15 protein-coding genes and 1 pseudogene are annotated in these 18,001 nt (G+C 51.1%); 10 read left to right on the forward strand and 6 right to left on the reverse strand.

The features are described from left to right. Positions 1 to 5: 5 nt before the first annotated feature. From BBKW_RS08005 to BBKW_RS08015, 3 genes are all read right to left on the reverse strand, one after another. A complete protein-coding gene (locus tag BBKW_RS08005) occupies positions 6 to 827 on the reverse strand; it encodes a carbohydrate ABC transporter permease (protein ID WP_004221224.1) in 822 nt (273 codons plus the stop codon). Next, a complete protein-coding gene (locus BBKW_RS08010; protein ID WP_033501658.1) occupies positions 824 to 1,711 on the reverse strand; it encodes a carbohydrate ABC transporter permease in 888 nt (295 codons plus the stop codon). Before BBKW_RS08010 ends, BBKW_RS08005 begins: the two co-directional genes overlap by 4 nt. Before the next feature lie 172 nt (positions 1,712 to 1,883). Continuing rightward, entirely contained in the window at positions 1,884 to 3,272 is a 1,389-nt protein-coding gene (locus BBKW_RS08015; RefSeq protein WP_033501659.1) for an extracellular solute-binding protein, read from the reverse strand. 271 nt (positions 3,273 to 3,543) lie between these two features. Here BBKW_RS08015 and BBKW_RS08020 point away from each other — a divergent pair, with 271 nt between their 5' ends. The 9 genes from BBKW_RS08020 (at position 3,544) to BBKW_RS08055 (ending at position 12,365) form a co-directional block, all read left to right on the forward strand. Then, positions 3,544 to 4,560 (forward strand): LacI family DNA-binding transcriptional regulator, encoded by a 1,017-nt coding sequence (locus BBKW_RS08020; RefSeq protein ID WP_033501660.1) that lies wholly within the window; start codon positions 3,544 to 3,546, stop codon positions 4,558 to 4,560. A gap of 636 nt (positions 4,561 to 5,196) precedes the next feature. Beyond that, a complete protein-coding gene (locus tag BBKW_RS08025; RefSeq protein ID WP_231858471.1) occupies positions 5,197 to 6,174 on the forward strand; it encodes a LacI family DNA-binding transcriptional regulator in 978 nt (325 codons plus the stop codon). Between the two features lie 199 nt (positions 6,175 to 6,373). Beyond that, complete coding sequence (locus BBKW_RS11155; protein ID WP_253073111.1) at positions 6,374 to 6,841, forward strand: extracellular solute-binding protein; 468 nt, start codon at positions 6,374 to 6,376, stop codon at positions 6,839 to 6,841. Beyond that, positions 6,780 to 7,550, forward strand: coding sequence for an extracellular solute-binding protein (locus BBKW_RS08030; RefSeq protein WP_269446978.1), 771 nt, complete (start codon positions 6,780 to 6,782; stop codon positions 7,548 to 7,550). Before BBKW_RS11155 ends, BBKW_RS08030 begins: the two co-directional genes overlap by 62 nt. A 95-nt stretch (positions 7,551 to 7,645) precedes the next feature. Beyond that, complete coding sequence (locus tag BBKW_RS08035) at positions 7,646 to 8,563, forward strand: carbohydrate ABC transporter permease (RefSeq protein WP_033501662.1); 918 nt, start codon at positions 7,646 to 7,648, stop codon at positions 8,561 to 8,563. Positions 8,564 to 8,568: 5 nt separating this feature from the next. After that, positions 8,569 to 9,384, forward strand: coding sequence for a carbohydrate ABC transporter permease (locus BBKW_RS08040; protein WP_033501663.1), 816 nt, complete (start codon positions 8,569 to 8,571; stop codon positions 9,382 to 9,384). A gap of 36 nt (positions 9,385 to 9,420) precedes the next feature. Then, positions 9,421 to 11,493 carry a glycoside hydrolase family 31 protein gene (locus BBKW_RS08045; RefSeq protein ID WP_033501664.1) on the forward strand — a complete coding sequence of 691 codons (2,073 nt, stop codon included), beginning with the start codon at positions 9,421 to 9,423 and terminating at the stop codon, positions 11,491 to 11,493. A gap of 144 nt (positions 11,494 to 11,637) precedes the next feature. Beyond that, positions 11,638 to 11,856, forward strand: a complete 219-nt coding sequence (locus tag BBKW_RS08050) for a hypothetical protein (RefSeq protein ID WP_033501665.1) — start codon at positions 11,638 to 11,640, stop codon at positions 11,854 to 11,856. 143 nt (positions 11,857 to 11,999) lie between these two features. Continuing rightward, positions 12,000 to 12,365, forward strand: coding sequence for a YccF domain-containing protein (locus BBKW_RS08055; RefSeq protein WP_022244535.1), 366 nt, complete (start codon positions 12,000 to 12,002; stop codon positions 12,363 to 12,365). Between the two features lie 581 nt (positions 12,366 to 12,946). Here the strand turns inward: BBKW_RS08055 and BBKW_RS08060 are convergent. From BBKW_RS08060 to BBKW_RS11035, 3 genes and pseudogenes are all read right to left on the reverse strand, one after another. Then, a pseudogene (locus tag BBKW_RS08060) lies at positions 12,947 to 14,138 on the reverse strand (hypothetical protein). Between the two features lie 496 nt (positions 14,139 to 14,634). Next, a complete protein-coding gene (locus BBKW_RS11030; protein WP_231858472.1) occupies positions 14,635 to 14,811 on the reverse strand; it encodes a DUF1294 domain-containing protein in 177 nt (58 codons plus the stop codon). Between the two features lie 24 nt (positions 14,812 to 14,835). Next, complete coding sequence (locus BBKW_RS11035; RefSeq protein ID WP_231858473.1) at positions 14,836 to 15,135, reverse strand: hypothetical protein; 300 nt, start codon at positions 15,133 to 15,135, stop codon at positions 14,836 to 14,838. A 138-nt stretch (positions 15,136 to 15,273) separates the two neighbouring features. Here BBKW_RS11035 and BBKW_RS10590 point away from each other — a divergent pair, with 138 nt between their 5' ends. Next, positions 15,274 to 17,679: a DUF4143 domain-containing protein gene (locus tag BBKW_RS10590; protein WP_070097857.1), complete on the forward strand. Its 2,406-nt coding sequence runs from the start codon at positions 15,274 to 15,276 to the stop codon at positions 17,677 to 17,679. The last annotated feature ends 322 nt before the right edge of the window (positions 17,680 to 18,001 follow it).

Raw genomic sequence — 18,001 nt, forward strand, 5'->3', positions numbered from 1 at the left:
CTACCTTACTTACCACTGCCAGTCGCAATGCCCGCAATGAACTGCTTCTGGAAAATCATATACACAATGATCACTGGAACAATTGCCAACGAAGTTGCTGCGAACAATCCGCCGTAATCGGTGCCATATTGGCCGTTGAAGGCCTTCAGACCGACAGCGAGCAGCTGCTTGTTTTCGTCGGTAATCATCAAGAATGGCCACAGGTAGTCTTCCCAATTCCACAGGAAGGTGAAGATGGCGAGCGCCGCGATGGTGTTATGGCTCATTGGCAGAATGATGCTATGGAAGATTCTGGTTTCGGATGCGCCATCGAGTTTCGCCGCTTCAATGAGTTCGTCAGAAATTCCCGAGATGGATTGGCGGAACAGGAAGATACCGAATGCGCTGATCATGCCAGGAAGCACGAGCGACGTGTAGGTGTCTTGCAGACCCCAGTTGGTGAACATTTCGTATTGCGGAATGATGGTCACTGCCCAAGGAATCATCATGGTGCTCATAACGATGCCGAAAAGCAGGTTGCGACCACGGAATCGCATTTTAGAGAACACGTAACCAAGCACCGCACTTGTGTAGATTGCAATACCGGTTTTCAGTACTGCTACGATCAGCGAGTTTGCGAACAATCGCAAGAAATTGAACTTTTCTTGGATGCTCACATAGTTGTCAATCGTGGATGGCTTAGGGAATAATCCTCCGGTCACTTTGACGATTTCGCTATTTGGCGCGAATGATGAAATGAACATCCAAACAAATGGAACAATGGTGATGATGGCGGCGATGAAGAGCAGAATCGTAAGAATGATGCCGCCAATTTTACGTGATTTCATGCCAGTTCCTCCGAATCTCCAGAAACCTTGAACATGATGAGGGTGAGCACACCAGTGAACAGGAAGAGCACAACTGCCTGAGCTGATGCGACGCCGAAGTTGTATTTCTGGAATGCCTGATCAAAGATGAGATAGCTGATGGTGTAGGTTGACGTGCCCGGACCGCCTTCGGTCATGACGAGAATCTGAACGTATGCCTGCAGATAGCTGATCAGTGACGTGATGACAATGAACAAGGTGGTTGATTTAAGCAACGGCAGGGTGATTTTGAAGAAAATCTGCACTGAGTTGGCACCGTCGATGGCGGCCGCCTCGTACACGTCTCGAGGAAGATTCATGAGACCGGCCAAATATAGAACGGTCGCGTAGCCGAAATCCTTCCAAATGGTCATGATGATGACTGCCGGCATGGCCCATTTGGTGTCGTGCAGCCAGTTGATGTCGAGTCCTGTGATTTTGTCTACCATGCCGAACTGCGGGTCGAACATCCACATCCACACGAAAGAGACTGCCACGAGCGGAGTGATAGTCGGCATGTAGAACAGACCTCGGAGGGTGTCTTTGCATTTGACGAGTTTGGCGCTGAGCAGCAGGGCCAAGCCGAGACCAAGCACAATGCGGAAGAGTGTGGAAACACCTGCGAATACCGCCGTGTTCCCCATGGAAGTCCAGAAGAGTTTGTCAGTGAGGATCTGTTTGAAGTTGTCGAGTCCGACCCAATCATAAGTGCCAATCAGAGGATTCCAGTTATGCAAACTGCCCGCGAAGGCTTTAAAAATTGGGTAGGCCAGGAAAATGGCGAAATAGACCACCAAGAAGGCAACGGCCATGTTGCGTAGGGTGAAAATTCTCGATACCAGAGATTCACCATTTTTATTTTTCATTGAATCTCGCCTCTCTGTGAGCCGATTCGACCGTTTTGTTACGCAATACAGAATGTCAGATCGAATCGAATAAGAAGATTGAACGTATCTCGTAGATAAAAGGCAGCCGCGGCGCGGAAGAAGAATCGTACCGCGACTGCCCGGATTGGAAAAGGGATTGGATATATCGGTATTACTTATGTTCGTCGAAGTAAGCGTACTTGCTTTCCATTGACGTGAAGTCAGAGCTCTTCATGTCGGTATCCATCTGACCCTGGGCCTCCTTGAGAGCCTTATCGATGGACATGCCGTTCTGGAAGACGTTCTGGAAAGCAGTGGTGCCGCTGGATTCAACGGTGGACGGTGCCGGTCCCGGCCAGATCAGTCGGTCTACGCGCGGCTGGATGGCGGCCATGACCGGCTTGGAGAGAATGTCTTTGTCGTTCTGCAGCGAGGTCTTGGCTGGGAAGGAATTCAGTTCGGATACCGCTTCACGAATATAATCATCGTTGGCGAGCAGGTACTTGATGAAGTCCTGAGCAACGGCCTGCTGCTCCTTGCTCTGGTTCTTGTTGACGCCCGGAGTGGATTCGCCGTTGTAACGGTCGTATGCAAACGGAGTGTCTTTGGAGAAGGTTGGGGTGGCAAACACGCCGTAGTCAATATCTGGATACTTTTCTTTCAGCGTGCCTTCCATGTGGCCCCAAGCGTAGATCATCGCAGACTGGCCGTTACCGAAGCTTTGGGTGTAATCGTTACCGAAGTCAACGGATCCGACCTTGTACTTGTCATACAAATCCTTGAGGAACTGCATGTTTTCTTTGGTCACTTCGTTGTTGTAGTTGGCTTTCTTGCCATCTTCGCTGAAGAGCAGTTCACCCTTCTGATAGTTCAGACCTTGGTAGATGGCGCTGTAGGCGTCGCCGTTGAAGTTGAAGCCGGCCTGCGTCATCTTGCTGCCGTCGGTCTTGGTGAGCTTTTGGGCGACCTGGATGAATTCGTCCCATGTGGTCGGAATGTCGGCATCGGTGAGGCCCGCTTCGCTCCACAATGTCTTGTTGTAGTAGATGTTGCCGGTGTTAATCACGGAGTCGATATACTTGACTTTACCGTTTTCATCTTCATGTACGGATGCGGTGGAGTAGTCGGATTCCAGAGACTTGGTGTCGATATCGTAATCCGCTGCGTATGGACGAATCAACGCATCGTAAGAGTTATGGATGTTGAAAACGGCAGGACCGTTTTTGCCTTTCAGAGCCAACGGCAGCTTGGTCCAATAATCATCCCATGAAACATTCACCGTTTTGATGGTGACGTTCGGATACGTCTTCGTGTAGGACTCAATCATCTTGTAGACCGGATCCGTGCCCTTGCTGCCCCAGCTCCAGTACTCGAGCTGGATTGGCTTGCCATCGTTCACGAGATGATTGGGGTCGTAGGTGATGTTATTGCCGATAACGTCAAGCCCTTTGTCGGCTTTCGTATCGGTTGTGCCGGAGGTGGCATTGCTGTTTCCACACGCAGCCAAGCCGACGATGCTCAAGGCCGCCACTGCCACTGCGATACCTTTGTTGATTTTCATATCTCTCCTTACGTCCTCGTAAGCCTTCATCCGCCCCTTGCGGACAAGCAATAGCATACGACAAGGGTTTCATATTGGCAATTCAAGGTTTTTTGAAATGTAACCGGTTTCATTTGAAACCCGTTTCATCTCACCGCTGTGAGCGTGCACATATTGTATTTCATACGGCGTGTCGTACCGTAACCCGTTTCATTCATCTTTCAACTTTGTCACCACGAGGACGGCAATAATGGTAGGCTGAAACAAACAGTGAAAAACTTTCGGAGGCACCATGAAAGCGAGCATCGGCGATGTGGCACTGAAGGCAGGCGTATCGAACGCTACAGTCTCACGCACTTTCGCACACCCTGAACAGGTGTCGGAAGCAACACGGTTGAAAGTGCAGGCCGCAGCCGATGCGTTGAATTTCAGCGTTTCCAGATCGGCAGGAATTCTTAAATCCGGTAGAACCTATCGCATAGCATTATTGGTCGGCAGCGGCGTCATCGAATGGTTCACCGCCGAAATCATTGCCGGACTTAACGATGTTTTGCGTGACGCCGGGTACGATCTGGTCATCTACCCCATCGAGGGGTCGGAAGCGCGTGACGCATTCTTCGAGGAACTTCCCGTACGCAGCAATGCGGATGCCGTATTCGTTTCCTCATTCGGCATCAGCCCCGACGAGGTCAAACGTCTCGGAACCGCAAAAATTCCGATTATCGGCATCAATACCACCAGCGAAGGATTCGATGCAACTGTCGGTATCAACGACAAAGAAGGCATCAAACTCATCGTTCGGCATCTCGCCAAGCTGGGACATCGCAACCTGCTGTATTTATATGAAAGCTTTTCCTCCACATTGGGATTCAGCTCATTTAACCGCATTTCCGGATTCCAAGAAGCCTGCGATGCGATTGACGGATTGAATGCCCGCACTTTGGCAGTGCAAAAAGGCGACAGCATTCTGGATGCGGCAATTTCCGAAATCATGGCGCAAGACAACCCACCCACCGCATTGTGTTTCCATCAGGATTCACAGGCAATTCCATTGCTCTTCCGCCTTCAACGCAGCGGCCTTTCCGTGCCTGGAGATATTTCCGTAACCGGATTTGACGACAGCACCTTCGCCAAAGAAGCTGAGCTAACCACCGTTCGACAGCGCCCATACGACATGGCCATCGATGCGGCACAAAAGGCTCTGGCGCTAATCGAAGGACAACCCATCGAGGAACCATTCGAGACATTCCCCGTTCAGCTGCAAGTACGAAACTCAACCGCAAAACCACGCACCGCTCCCCTGCTGTAGCCGCAGCGTGCAATCGCGCGAGATCACTTCGCGCAATATCCCCATTTCAACCGGTCTATCTGCGTTATGTATGGCAGATTTTGCTTCTTGTCCGGAGGTTTCTCGCTTATATATGGCACGTCGCCTGCGAAAACAGCCACTTCGGGGGTACGTTTTTGAGGTTTTCACCGCATGCGTCTGCCATATATAAGCGAGATGTCTCCGGTCAGGCCTCCGAATCTGCCATACATAGACGAGATGCGAGCCGCAGACAAGCTTCTTCGTCCTACCCCGGCGTTCAATGTGCTTTTCTTACGGCGTTCAATGTATTTTTCTTCATACGCAAGTACTTTTAATCGCCTAAAGCACCGACGCGAATCAAACTCACCAATGTTCGCACCGTCAACGGCATACGCCAAGCCAATAGCACGGACTCAATCCAAACCACTAACATCAGTAGTTTGGCGGATACTCGCACGCATGGCCGTCCACGCCTCCATTGGATGAAAAAAACGCGGAATAGAGTCATTGCCTTTCGCCGACCATCATGGCGACGCGCGCAAACAGATAACGCTAAACTTGTCTCATGTTGCTTATTTGCTTAACCTAGCGAAGCGACGGAGCGAGAGCAGGTGATATATGGTAACAATTTCTGACGTGGCGCACGCAGCCGGTGTTTCCAAGGCAACAGTCTCGTATGTACTATCGGGAGATCCTCGGATCACCCAAGCTACAACACTTAAGGTGCAACATGCGATTGACGAATTAGGCTATACGGTTAACCATGCAGCCCGCGCACTATCCGTAAGAAAAACCAAAACAATAGGTGTGGTCTCCCCCGCCTTTCACGGCAACTATCTGTCAGCCCTCTTTGGACTGTACGTGTACCTGCTATCCGAAGAAGCGACAAAGAAAGGATACGACACCCTGCTCATTGGCGAGAACGACGGCTTCGAGGCAATGCATGAAGCATGGTCGTCAAAGAAAGTGGATGGGTTCATCCTAATGGACGTCAAAGATGAGGATCCACGAGTCAACTATGCCGCAAAAGAAAACATTCCGACCGTTGCATTCGGCTCGCCAAAGAACTCACACGGTTTGGATACGGTGGATTCCGACTTCGCCAAGGCTGCATCGTCAATCTTGAATTTCTTAGCCTCTGAAGGACATAAAGAGGTGATTCTTATTTCATGGTCACACACAATATTTGATCAGGGTCTTGGCTACGCTTGGCGCTTTCTGGATTCAGCGATAGAGACCGCCAAACGTCTTGACCTGAAAATGCATGTCGAATATCCGAAAGACGACGATTCGGATCCTTCACCCCTCATTGAACAGGCACTAGACACGCACACCAAAGCGACCGCTCTGATACTGCACAACGAGCCGGCAACAATCGTTGCCCCTCAGGTTTTGGCACGCAGGAATCTCCGAACACCGGATGACTTGCAGGTCGTAACCGTTTTCCCGAAACAGCTAGCAACATCAATGAAGATATCGTTCTCTGCAGTGCGTCCGGATATTACGCAACTATCAGAAGCCGCCGTGGGAACCCTTTTGCGTCGAATAAACAATCCGAAAGCCCCGACGGTCACCCGCTATCTTGATTATCCACTAACCCAAGAGCCCGCGTAGCAGCGCAGCTACATAGATTACACACAGAAAACAACCGCGGGATTCTACATTAGTTAAGTTCGTCGATTTGACTTTTCAAAGATCAGGGTTTATTATTTAACTTGTTTAACCGGTTCAACAGTTTGGGATTAAAACTTCCCAAACGCAATAAATTAATCATTCGGCGCATAGGTGCGCTGTTAATGAAAGGAAATACCAAATGATCGGTTCAAATATGAAGCGCGTGATAGCTTTAATCGCCGCAAGTGCCGCGGCAGTCAGTCTCGCCGCTTGCGGTAGCAACTCGAGTCAAGATTCCAAAACAATCGAATTCTGGGACCCATACCCTCAGAAGAACGATAGCAGCACATGGGCGAAATACGTTACCAATTGTGCTCCTGAGGGATATAACGTAAAACGCATCGGCTATGCGCAATCCGACCTATTAAACAATCTCACAACAGCCGTCAAGGCCGGCAACGCGCCCCAAATCGCCCTGATTGATAATCCAAAGATGCCTACCGCCGTCGACGCAGGACTTGTCACGGATATCGAGGCAGCAGGAGTCGACGTTTCAGGTTTCGACAAGAATATCGAAGGCCCCGGCATCATCGACGGCGTACAATATGGCGTTTCTTACGGCACTAACGCATTGGGCTTGTATTACAAACCCCGATGTCCTCAATAAGGCCGGCGTCGACCCAGAATCGATTACCGATTGGGATTCACTCAACAGTGCCATCGAAAAAGTAGTAAACGCAGGATATAAGGGCATCACGTTCTCCGGCATTTCCGGCGAAGAAGGAACATTCCAGTTCCTTCCCTGGTTCTGGGGAGCCGGCGGTCAATTGAAGGACGCTTCAGGTTCCAGTGCCGAGCAGGATGCGCTTGATCTGGTATCCGGCTGGGTCCAAAAAGGTTGGGCTCCGAAATCGGTCGCAACGGACAACCAATCTGCTGCATGGGATCTGTTCCTTGGCGGCGATTACGGCTTCTCCGAAAATGGTTCATGGCAGATGGAGTCGGCCGTCGAGAAAGGCTACAAGATGATTTCCATCCCAGCCAAAGATGGCGGAGTAGCCCCAGTTCCAAGCGGTGGCGAGTTCATTACCATTCCAGCCCAGAAAACCAAAGACAGTGACAAGACGAAAGCAACCGCGGAGGTCATTCAGTGCCTCATTGACGGAGATAATCTCAAGAAGACCAATGATGAGATGGTTTATCTTGCCGCCAAAAGTGACGTCCGCAAGCAGCAGGTGGAAGAGAACAGTGCCTGGGCACCTTGGGTTGACGCCGTAGAAAATGCTGAAGGCCGTACCACTGACGTTGGTCTGGAATACGAAGACATTTCTGCACAGCTTTCTGAAGATCTACAGGCTGCCTTGAATAAGGGCTGATTCGCGGTCTCATATTTTTCTGGGGCATCTGCCCGCCATTCATTGCGATATTCAGACGCCCCATTCCATCTTTTCCATCAACAGGCAGGTGAACTATGTCTCAAACAATCACCGCAGATAAACCAAGGCGAATCAAGCCAACCACATTGGCCGCCATTGGTTTCGCGGCCCCGCTGATTATTTACATGCTTATCTTCTACGTTTGGCCTCTGATTCAGAATATTTCCATGAGTATGCACCGCTACACACGTCGCACTTTTGTGACCGGCGATGCCCCTTGGTCTGGATTCGATATCTATAAGGAAATATTAAGCAATCAACAGTTCTGGACTATTCTCGGACAGACTTTGATTTTCGTCTTCGCTTCTATCGTTTTCCAATACTCTATCGGCTTGGCATTGGCGGTTTTCTTCAATCAGAATTTCAAACTTTCCGCGGCTTTGCGCGGCGCATTCCTTGTACCATGGCTGCTTCCGCCAATGATTTCCGGTACGATCTGGCAATGGATGATGGACGCCGACAGCGGTGTTATTAATAATTTCCTCAAACTATTTGGTTTGGACCCAGTTTGGTGGCTGCAAGCCGATCATTCCTTGTGGGCGGTTATCATTGCCAATATTTGGCTTGGTATTCCTTTCAACCTCGTAATTCTGTATTCGGGCTTGCAAAACATCAATGGCGACTTGTATGAAGCCGCCGCGTTGGATGGCTGCAATGCTTGGCAGCGCTTCTGGAAGATTACTTTCCCGTTGCTCAAGCCGGTATCGATGATCACGCTCCTGCTAGGTTTCGTCTACACGTTACGAACAGTAGACATCATCTGGATTATGACCAAGGGCACTGGATCTTCGAGAACCTTGGCAACTTGGGCTTATGAGATGGCTTTCGGAAAGGGCACATCAGCAACCATCCGGTATTCGGAAGCATCCGTTGTGGGCACGATTCTCATTGTCGTAGCACTGATTTTCGCTCTGATTTACCTGTGGGCCCAGCGAAATGAAGAGAAGAGGTAACTAAAATGAAACATCGTTCATCATGGTGGAAAACACTTATAGGCATCATTTTGACGCTGATTATGCTCTTCCCCGTATACTGGATGATCAACATATCATTCACGCAACGTCGTTCCATCCGTTCAGGTGATCTGTTTCCGAAAGATTTCACGCTCGAAAATTATGCTTCTGCGTTAAACTCACAGCTCCCCTACCTAGGAACGTCATTGCTGGTTGCCATAGGATGCGTGATCCTGACTCTAGCAATTGCATTACCTTCGTCATACGCCATTGTTTTCCTGGAGTTCAAAGGCTCAAAATCCATGAACTTCCTGTTGATTGTTGCTCAGATGATTCCCGCGGTCGTTATGTCTCTAGGCTTCTACCAGATCTACAATGACATCGGCCTTCTCGACAGTATTCCGGGACTTATCGTTGCCGACTCCACTTTGTCGGTACCGTTCGCGGTGATTCTGATGACGGGATTTATGTCTGGTATGCCACGCTCGCTGGTGGAGGCAGCGCAAATCGACGGAGCATCACAGTGGGGCGTTTTTACCAAAATCGTGATTCCACTCTCCCGTAATACCATTGTCACGACTTCGCTATTCGCTTTCCTCTGGGCATGGTCGGATTTCATGTTTGCTTCGACCCTCGATTCCGGTGGCGGCAAGATGAGGCCAATCACCATGGGTCTATATGACTTTATCGGTTCGCAAAACCAAGAATGGGGGCCAATGATGGCCACCGCAGTATTGGCCTCAGTACCAACAGCACTGTTGCTGATTTTCGCGCAGAAATACGTTGCCGCCGGCGTAACAGCCGGAGCGGTGAAAGACTAATCTAACCCTTAAATACATAATTAACAAGGACCAGCTATGAGTGAACTAACTTTTGCTATCGATGGAGATGCACTGTTGTGGACTGGGGACGGCGAATACCTTCGCATCGAACCATGGGGAAAGAATTCAGTCCGCGTCCGCGCCTCGAAAATGCATGAGATACAAGAACAAGAAGGAGCTTTGCTACCACAAAACAATCAGGCCTCAGACAGCCACAACTACGGTATCACCATTGACAAGCCCAATAGAACCGCCGAATTACGCAATGGCGATATTGTAGTTCAAGCGAAAGCATCCTGCGGCCTGTACTCCGGATCAGGATATGAAGAGCCACGCTGTTTACTGAGCTTCTATAAGGCAGACGGTACACCACTCATTCAGGAAATACCATCTGGCGGATCACTAAATCTTCGAGCGCGATGGTTCAAACCGATCACCGGAGGCGACTATTCCATCGTCGCTTCCTTTACCACACCGGAAAATGAGAAACTATATGGTATGGGCGAGTACCAACAGAACATCCTCAATCTGAAAGGTTGTACTCTCGAACTCGCGCATCGCAATTCACAGGCATCTATTCCTTTCGTGGTTTCCAGCGCCGGATATGGCTTCCTGTGGAATAATCCGGCACTTGGAAACGTTACGTTCGGCAAGAACCGTACGGAATGGCAAGCTGAATCAGCCAAGCAGATTGACTACTGGATTACCACAGGCGATACACCTTCTTCGATAATGAAGCATTACGCCGAAGCCACAGGGCACGCTCCTCACATGCCTGAATGGGGACTGGGATTCTGGCAGTGCAAGCTTAGATATTGGAATCAACGTCAGCTCCTAGACGTCGCCCATGGGTTTAAACAGCGTAATATTCCATTGGATCTCATCGTTGTAGATTTCTTCCACTGGCCGCATATGGGTGACTTCCGTTTTGAGAATGAATTCTGGCCAGATCCCAAAGCTATGGCGGACGAGCTGCACAGCATGGGAGTGAAACTCATGGTATCTGTGTGGCCCCAGGTCGCGCTCGCCTCAGAGAATTATGTTGAGATGAAGTCAAAGAACCTTCTCGTGCGCGCAGATAAGGGTGAAGACGTCGGCATGATGTTCGAAGGTCCCAGCCAGTTCTATGACGCCACCAATCCAAAAGCTCGCGAATATGTTTGGGAGAAGTGCCGAACAAATTATGCCGAGCTTGGGGTTGATGCATTCTGGCTCGATGAAGCGGAACCTGAATACGGCACGTACGATTTCGACAACTATCGATATTACGCCGGCCCAAACCAGCAGGTGGCAAACATCTACCCAAGAGATTATAACAAAGGCTTCTACGAGGGGCAACAAACCATAGGGAGGGATGGTGACATCGTCAACCTCACCCGTTGCGCTTGGGCTGGTTCGCAACGCTATGGTTCTCTTGTTTGGTCTGGAGACGTTGGTTCGACCTTCGCCGACCTCCGTGCCCAGATTACCTGCGCCATCCACATGGGCATGGCCGGTATCCCTTGGTTCACCACCGATATGGGCGGTTTCCATGATGGGATAATTGATTCGGACGATTTCAAGGAGTTGTTGGCCCGCTGGTGTGCGTTCTCATGCTTCCTACCGGTCATGCGCAACCATGGCGATCGTAGTCTGCATACGGCAACCGGCAAGGAGGCCATCACTAATTCGGCCGGAGACCACCGTTCGCCAAGTGGTGCCGACAATGAGCCTTGGAGCTATGGCCCCGAGATGGAGCAAATCTTCCGAAAGTTCATTGCCATTCGCGAAAAAATGCGCCCTTACACTCGAGAACTGTTCGAATCAGCACATATCGATGGCCAGCCTTTGGTCCGCGGACTCTTCTACGAGTTCCCTCAAGACAAGTCGGTGTCTGATATCGCCGATGAATACATGTTCGGCCCTGATATCCTAGTAGCCCCCGTAGTTGAGGCCGGAGCTAGGTCGCGTGAGGTGACGCTTCCCGGAAACGCTAGCATCACATGGACGGATCTACGCACCGGTAAAGTGTATGAAGGTGGGCAGAAAATCACTGTCGACGCCGGAATAGACACAATCCCAGCCTTCGCGCGCGACGGCCACGACCATGGGCTGATCGGAATGCTATAAATTCCCACACAAGAAGTGTGGGGCGTCCGTTTCCAAGGCGAACGCCCCACACTCTGCGCTTTTTCCCATTTCAACCGGTCTATCTGCGTTATTATGGCAGATTTGTAGCAGGCTTTCGATCAAACAGATGTCGGGCAGTTTTACATGACATTTATCAAAGATCTTGTTTTCCGCCGCTCCGCACTCAAAGAATTCAGCCAGAAAATACCGATTGCTTTTACAGCCGCATCAATTAAATGCCTGCAAAAATCCATTCAATACGTTGCTGCCAGCAACACCTCGGAAAGCAAAGTAAAAATTGTGGCCAATATATTCGGAGGCATCACCAAGCAATGCAACCGTATTAAAACTTGGTTCGATTAAGGTTCGATAAATCTACCTCGCCATTTTTGCTTATGGCGAGGCAAAATGCATCCTTCCCACATGGCTTTGCTGCTTTTTGTATCTTTTGTTGTTATCCGTTGCCACTTGTCGGCATCGGCACGGCATGTCAGTATCATGTGCGTATGCGACTTATTGGTAATATTCTGTGGCTGATTCTGGGTGGGTTGTTGCTCGCCGCCAGCTGGGCCATTATCGGTTTGGTGTTGTGCATCACCATTGTGGGCATTCCACTGGGTATTCAGGCGTTCAAGATGGCGGGACTCACGCTGACCCCGTTCGGTAAGACCGTGGAGTATGGCGGCGGCGTGGGATCCGTGCTGATCAACATCATCTGGTTCGTACTGGCCGGTTTGTGGATGGCGATTGGCTACATACTTGCCGGCCTGCTGAACTGCGTCACCATCATCGGTATTCCGTTCGGTATCCAGTCGTTCAAGATGGCCAAGCTGGCCTTGTGGCCGTTCGGTTCGCAAATTCGCAGCTTGTAAATTACTTCAGATCACTTCACCCAGCATAGACGGCCATCGACTGCCGTCTTGCATATAAGTATCGAGGAGCTGCGGTCCGAACAGGCCGCGACCACTGTACCCTAAGCAACGAAACACGTCTCATTTCGCTTATATATGGCAGATTTCAGGAGATGAAAACTTCCATTTCGCTTATATGTGGCAGGTCGTAATAGGAAAAAGCCACTTCGGGGGTACATATTCCGCAGTTAGAGGGTATAGCTCTGCCGACCATCTGCCACATATAAGCGAAATGACATTTTTGCACCGGCCAAATACGCCACCCGTAAGGCAAATAAGGCATAACCTGCGCACAGCGTTTGCCAAGCCCGACGAATTCCATTGGCCCCATCACTGATTTCACCACTAGTTGCGCGACATATTTCATTCGCTTATGGCAGCTCCAGAGCGGCAAGGCCCAAAAAACTGAACAGTCGAACATTACCTACCCAAATGATTGCTAATGCCAGCCGCCTTGTGAACAGGTTAAAGAATACTTGCGATAGCGGCTTCTCTAACTGTAAGTTATCTAGAAGAAGACATCCGTACCCCGTCAAATATGGTTACTTGCGCAGCTTGCTTGCCGCGAAGATAAACAATGGCAGCGCAGCGAACGCGTAGTTCTCGCACTGGATATACAGGTACACGATCAGGACAAGCCAGCAGATAACAGTCTTGTTCCAAACACCATGCTCGGCAGCTGCCGTGTCGAAGACGCGCGTCATGGAAACTATGGAAGCGATGACCAGCAGAACCAGGCCGACCAATCCGTATTCGACGACGACGCTGGTATACGCACACATCGTCCATACGGTGTCTGCATTCATGCCAGTCGCGAATCCCACCGCAGCACTTCCATTCATACCCAGGCCATTCAACAATCGTTCCGCATGCTTCGCACCAGCCCATACCGCGTTGATGATGTTGCCGGAGCCATATCCGGTAAGCACCGTCCACGGATGGGCGAGCAGCCCGCATATCGGGTCAAGACTCTGGTAGATTCGCGCAAAGAACGATCCGGGTGCCGGCCTGCATCAGCACAGCGCCAATCGCATACACAACGATAAGGTTGCGCAACCGCTTGGCATAGATACGGTCGCGCCCACGCATAAGCCACATAAGCGGCAGCAATACGTCGAACAGATGCATGCCGATATAGCTGGGCTCCGCGAACAGGAACTGCGGGCGACCACCACCCCACACCGAGCTTTCATTGATGTACTGCCGGTACATGAGGTGCGCGAAATAGTCGGTCAACGGCTTGATATGCAGATGGATGGATAGCCATTGCACCACGCCCGCGTCGAAGGAGAACCAGTAGGAAGCGATGAGAATCCGCAATGGCGTACGCCACGGAATGCGTTTGATGCCGAACGCAATGGCGATCGCACCCAAAGTAGCGAGCACGCCCAATAATCCGGTGATGCTCATGAACGCGGCGTTGAGGTAGATGCCGAATTTCAGCCATCCCGGGATGGACAGGATTATGCAGGCCACCGGCAGGAGGAACATTGGCAGGTACCGGTTGGCTGCGATGCGCAGTTGACGCCAATTGCATAGGCAGTACACGGCGAACAGCGCCGGACTGATTGGCGACCAGAACGACGCGTACAGACCGAGCGTGGTGCCGTCCATCGGAAGAAAAGCGATGGCCAGCAGCAGCCAAATGACGTTGCGTTCCTGCGCTGCCAGGAATCGTAGCAGCGGATGGTATGGGACGATGCGCTCTGCCGACTGCCTGCCGCTCGTTTGCACCTGTGCGGCGGCGCTGTCAATGGTGGTGCCCGCCTTGATATTGGCGGCTATCTTGCGTTCGCTATTGTTCGATCGGATCACATGCGCCCCTTTCCGCAACCAACCCTACTCGAGCGTCGATATCCATGGCCGCATTTATGGCCACTGCGACTATGCAACGAATCCGGGAGGGCAGCGAAGCCGACTACATGTAAGAGAATGGACTTTTCTCGCTCTTCTACAAGATTTGGGTGCTATTCGGCTTGTTTGCGGCAGATTCCGGGGGTTCAGAAAACCCACTTCGCTTGTTTGTGGCACCGTTTCGCGGAAACACCGGGTATGAGCGTTGGAATTCCGCCGCTCATACCCGCCATATCACGGTTTTGATGCCACAAACAAGCCACTTAGAGGAATTGGGGATTGAACCGGCTTCAGATGAAAACAAATATTCAGCAATGCGCATACTTTCGTCGAAGAATCAAACCGCACCACAACCGTCTAGGCAAAACGGCACAACCTAGAACAGCCCGCCCGCATGAAGATATAGGAACAGCACAGTCTGCAGTACAACGAACACGGGCAACCCCCACACGAAATACCAGTCCCTGATCTTGTGGTTGAACAGCCGCATAGCGATTATGTCGCCGAGAGCGCCGCCCATGAACGACAGCCCCATCAGCCATGATTCGGGCACCCTGCTCCGGTCGCCTCCGCCAGATCAGTCGGATCCCGCTCCCCTGCCGCGACTCCGGGGCGCATCGCCGTTGGCGAGCGCGATTCTCTTGTCGGCAGCGAACACCAGCAAGGTGACGCAGTTCATCGCGAGTAGATAGATTCCGAAACCCCGCAGCATAACAGGGTTGAAGGCACGGAACATGCCGGCTCCGTTGAACGACACGAGGCCGCATTTCCAGGCGCACACCATGCCCCACGCCACGAGTCCCACCGCCGTTTCGGACCACCAGACGACGTTGTGTTTGTTGACGTTTCGCTCCCACAGAATCAGGCCCAGCAGCATGCCGACCAAGCCGCCGGCGAGCGCTAGCAAGGGAACGCTTGGTATTTATAGACATTTTACCCTTACCTCCATTAGCAAATGTACCAAAAAGGATACATATAATGTATTTTTCTTTCCAAGAATGTACAATGTATTCCTATGACAGATAAATACATCCACAGGCCGCTTGCCGATCAGGTCTGTCGGTCGCATCGTAAAGTAGTAGTCATCGAAGGCGCAAGGGCCGTGGGGAAGACCATGCTCGCCCAGACCGAGCTGGTGAACAAACGCAACTATCACTATGTGACCCTGGCCGACAACCTGACGTACCATGATGCGCTCCGCAACGTGGATGATTGGCTCTCCCGTCTTCCACGCCCCATCGTCATCGACGAGGCGCAGCGAATCGGCGGCCTGCCCTTGGCCATAAAGGAAATCGTAGACGCCTCCAATGCCTCCGACCCCCAGTTCATTCTTACGGGATCCGCTTCAATCACCCGAACGGGGCTTGACGGACAGGATCCTCTAACAAGGCGTTCGCAGAGGTTTACGCTCAGCCCGATGACCGTGCGCGAAATCAACCGTAATGCCGATACGAGCATCGTTGACATATTGTGGGACGCCAATCCAAACTTGGAATGGACGACGGACAACTCTAGGGAAGACCTGTTTGCAAGAATGAAAGTCGGCGGATTCCCTAACTATGCAATCAGTCAAACCATCATGTCCGATTCGGAAAGGCGCCTGTACATCCGCGATGACATCGAAAACACCCTTGGCGATACCATTCTTCCCGAAGAGCAGTTCAATAAAAGTCTGGCGCAGGACCTGCTCAACGAATTGCTCTGCATCCCCGGACGTGTGCTGAACGTCAGCGCACTCGCCAGTACGCTGAACCGCGACAAAAGGACGATTCAACGGTATATCAGTATCTTCATGAGGCGTTTCCTACTCACCTATCTGCCCAACCTAGCGCTTACCGGGCAGAAGCAGACACTGACCCGCGCCAAGATACACCCCATCGACACCTCCCTAAGCGTTGAGGCGATTCGAAGGAGCGGCAAAGATCCCTTGGGGGATCCGGTGATTTTTGGAATGCTCTTCGAATCTTTCGTGGTAAACCAGATCGTTCCTGAAGTCCAATGGTCCCAGATCCATCCGGACCTGTTCTTTTGGAGGACATCAGGCAAGGAGGCATATGAGGTCGATCTTGTCCTTGTGCATGACAACGAGCTGATCGGCATCGAGGTAAAAAGCTCGGGCCGGCTTCATCAGGGAGATTTCAAGGGGCTTGAGGCACTCAAGAACAAAGACCCACGATTCAGGAAAGGCTTCATCGTATACACGGGAAATAAGATCCTTCAGCATTCCTCTGACATGTGGGCCATACCGGTTTCCGCACTTTGGGAGAAAGGCGCTTTTGCAATGGAAAAAGAAACCACTGCATTGAACGCGATCCCGCAAGCAGCCACAATCTTGGAGACAGAGCGAATGACGGATGCCAATTTGTTCCTCAGCTACAGCCACGCAGACAACGATTTCCTCGACGGGAAAATCGTTGACCTGGCAAGGACTATTGCCGAAAGCTACCGCTTCATCACCGGCCACGATGTATCGCTGTTCATCGACTCCGAATCAATCAACTGGGGAGACGATTGGCGACGTGCTCTGCGTAGCAGCGTTGATGCCACGAATTTCTTCATGCCGGCGGTGACTCCCAATTATCTGAACAGCAAAGCCTGCCGCGAAGAGTACCTGCAATTTGAGACCAAGCTTTCAGAGACCTCTCAAAAGAAAATCTTGCCTCTTATGTGGCAGAGGATCCCCAATCTCGACCAAAACAGTACCGATCCCGTTCTGAACAGCATCAAGCGAACGCAATGGTTGGATGTCGATTCTCTGCAGGACCTTATGCCGTCCTCGCCCGAGTATAAGAAGCAGGCACGAGTCATCGCCAGAAAACTGCAGGAAATCATCAACGCGAATCGGAAAGCACTGGAAACCTCCATCCAAAAACCCAGCACGAAAATTACGCAACCCCAAAAGAGCCATGACGATCTGATCCACCAATTCGGCAATATCGAGAGGGCTCTGCCGAAGATGAATCAATCCGTCAACACCATGACGTCATCGATGACAAGCATCGTCGAGACGTTGAACGACAATCCGATGCCTGCAGACGCCTCGGCTCAGCAGATGATCCAGTGGAGTGAGGACATCTCCCGGAAAATAGACCCTCGCGTAAGCACCCTGAACGATTCCATTACGATGCTCGGCAACCAATGGCACACCGTTTCAGATGCCATGCGTACATACAAAAGTCTGATTATGCAAATGCCGGATGGTGACGAGAAACGCTCGGCGCAAGAACAATGCGATAGCGCACTTCAGTCCATAGTGCTTTCGCTTACTATGAGCGGAAATATTCGAGAACAACTCGGCCTTATGCGAATGATCGGCAACATGGTCTTTGCTCTGCGGCCAATGTCCCAGGCGTTCGAGAACACCTTCAACCTCATGGACAGTATCCGAACCACCGCGCAGGAGTTGTTGGATCTGGGATGATGAGGAACGTGCCTCATGGCAGCAAAAATGATTGAGGCCAGTTCCCTCCCCTGAACACTGTGCTCCTGGAATCGATTCGATGGGCCGCCTCCACGGCGCTTCATCGAATCGATTCGCTGGTTCGACACGAAAAATGTCTTCACTATCAAATCGGCTTCGATATATTTCTTGCAGTAACAAATGTTAATCGCTTTTGCGAAAGGAGCGACTCATGATACCTGCCATCGTGAAGGATTTGTTCAATATTTTTGTTCAAAGTCTTAAACTCAACCTACTTTTCTTTCAAGAGAAGAACTATGAAAATGAGCCCACAATGCGAATC

It is taken from the genome of Bifidobacterium catenulatum subsp. kashiwanohense JCM 15439 = DSM 21854 (genome assembly GCF_001042615.1).
GTDB lineage: Bacteria > Actinomycetota > Actinomycetes > Actinomycetales > Bifidobacteriaceae > Bifidobacterium > Bifidobacterium catenulatum.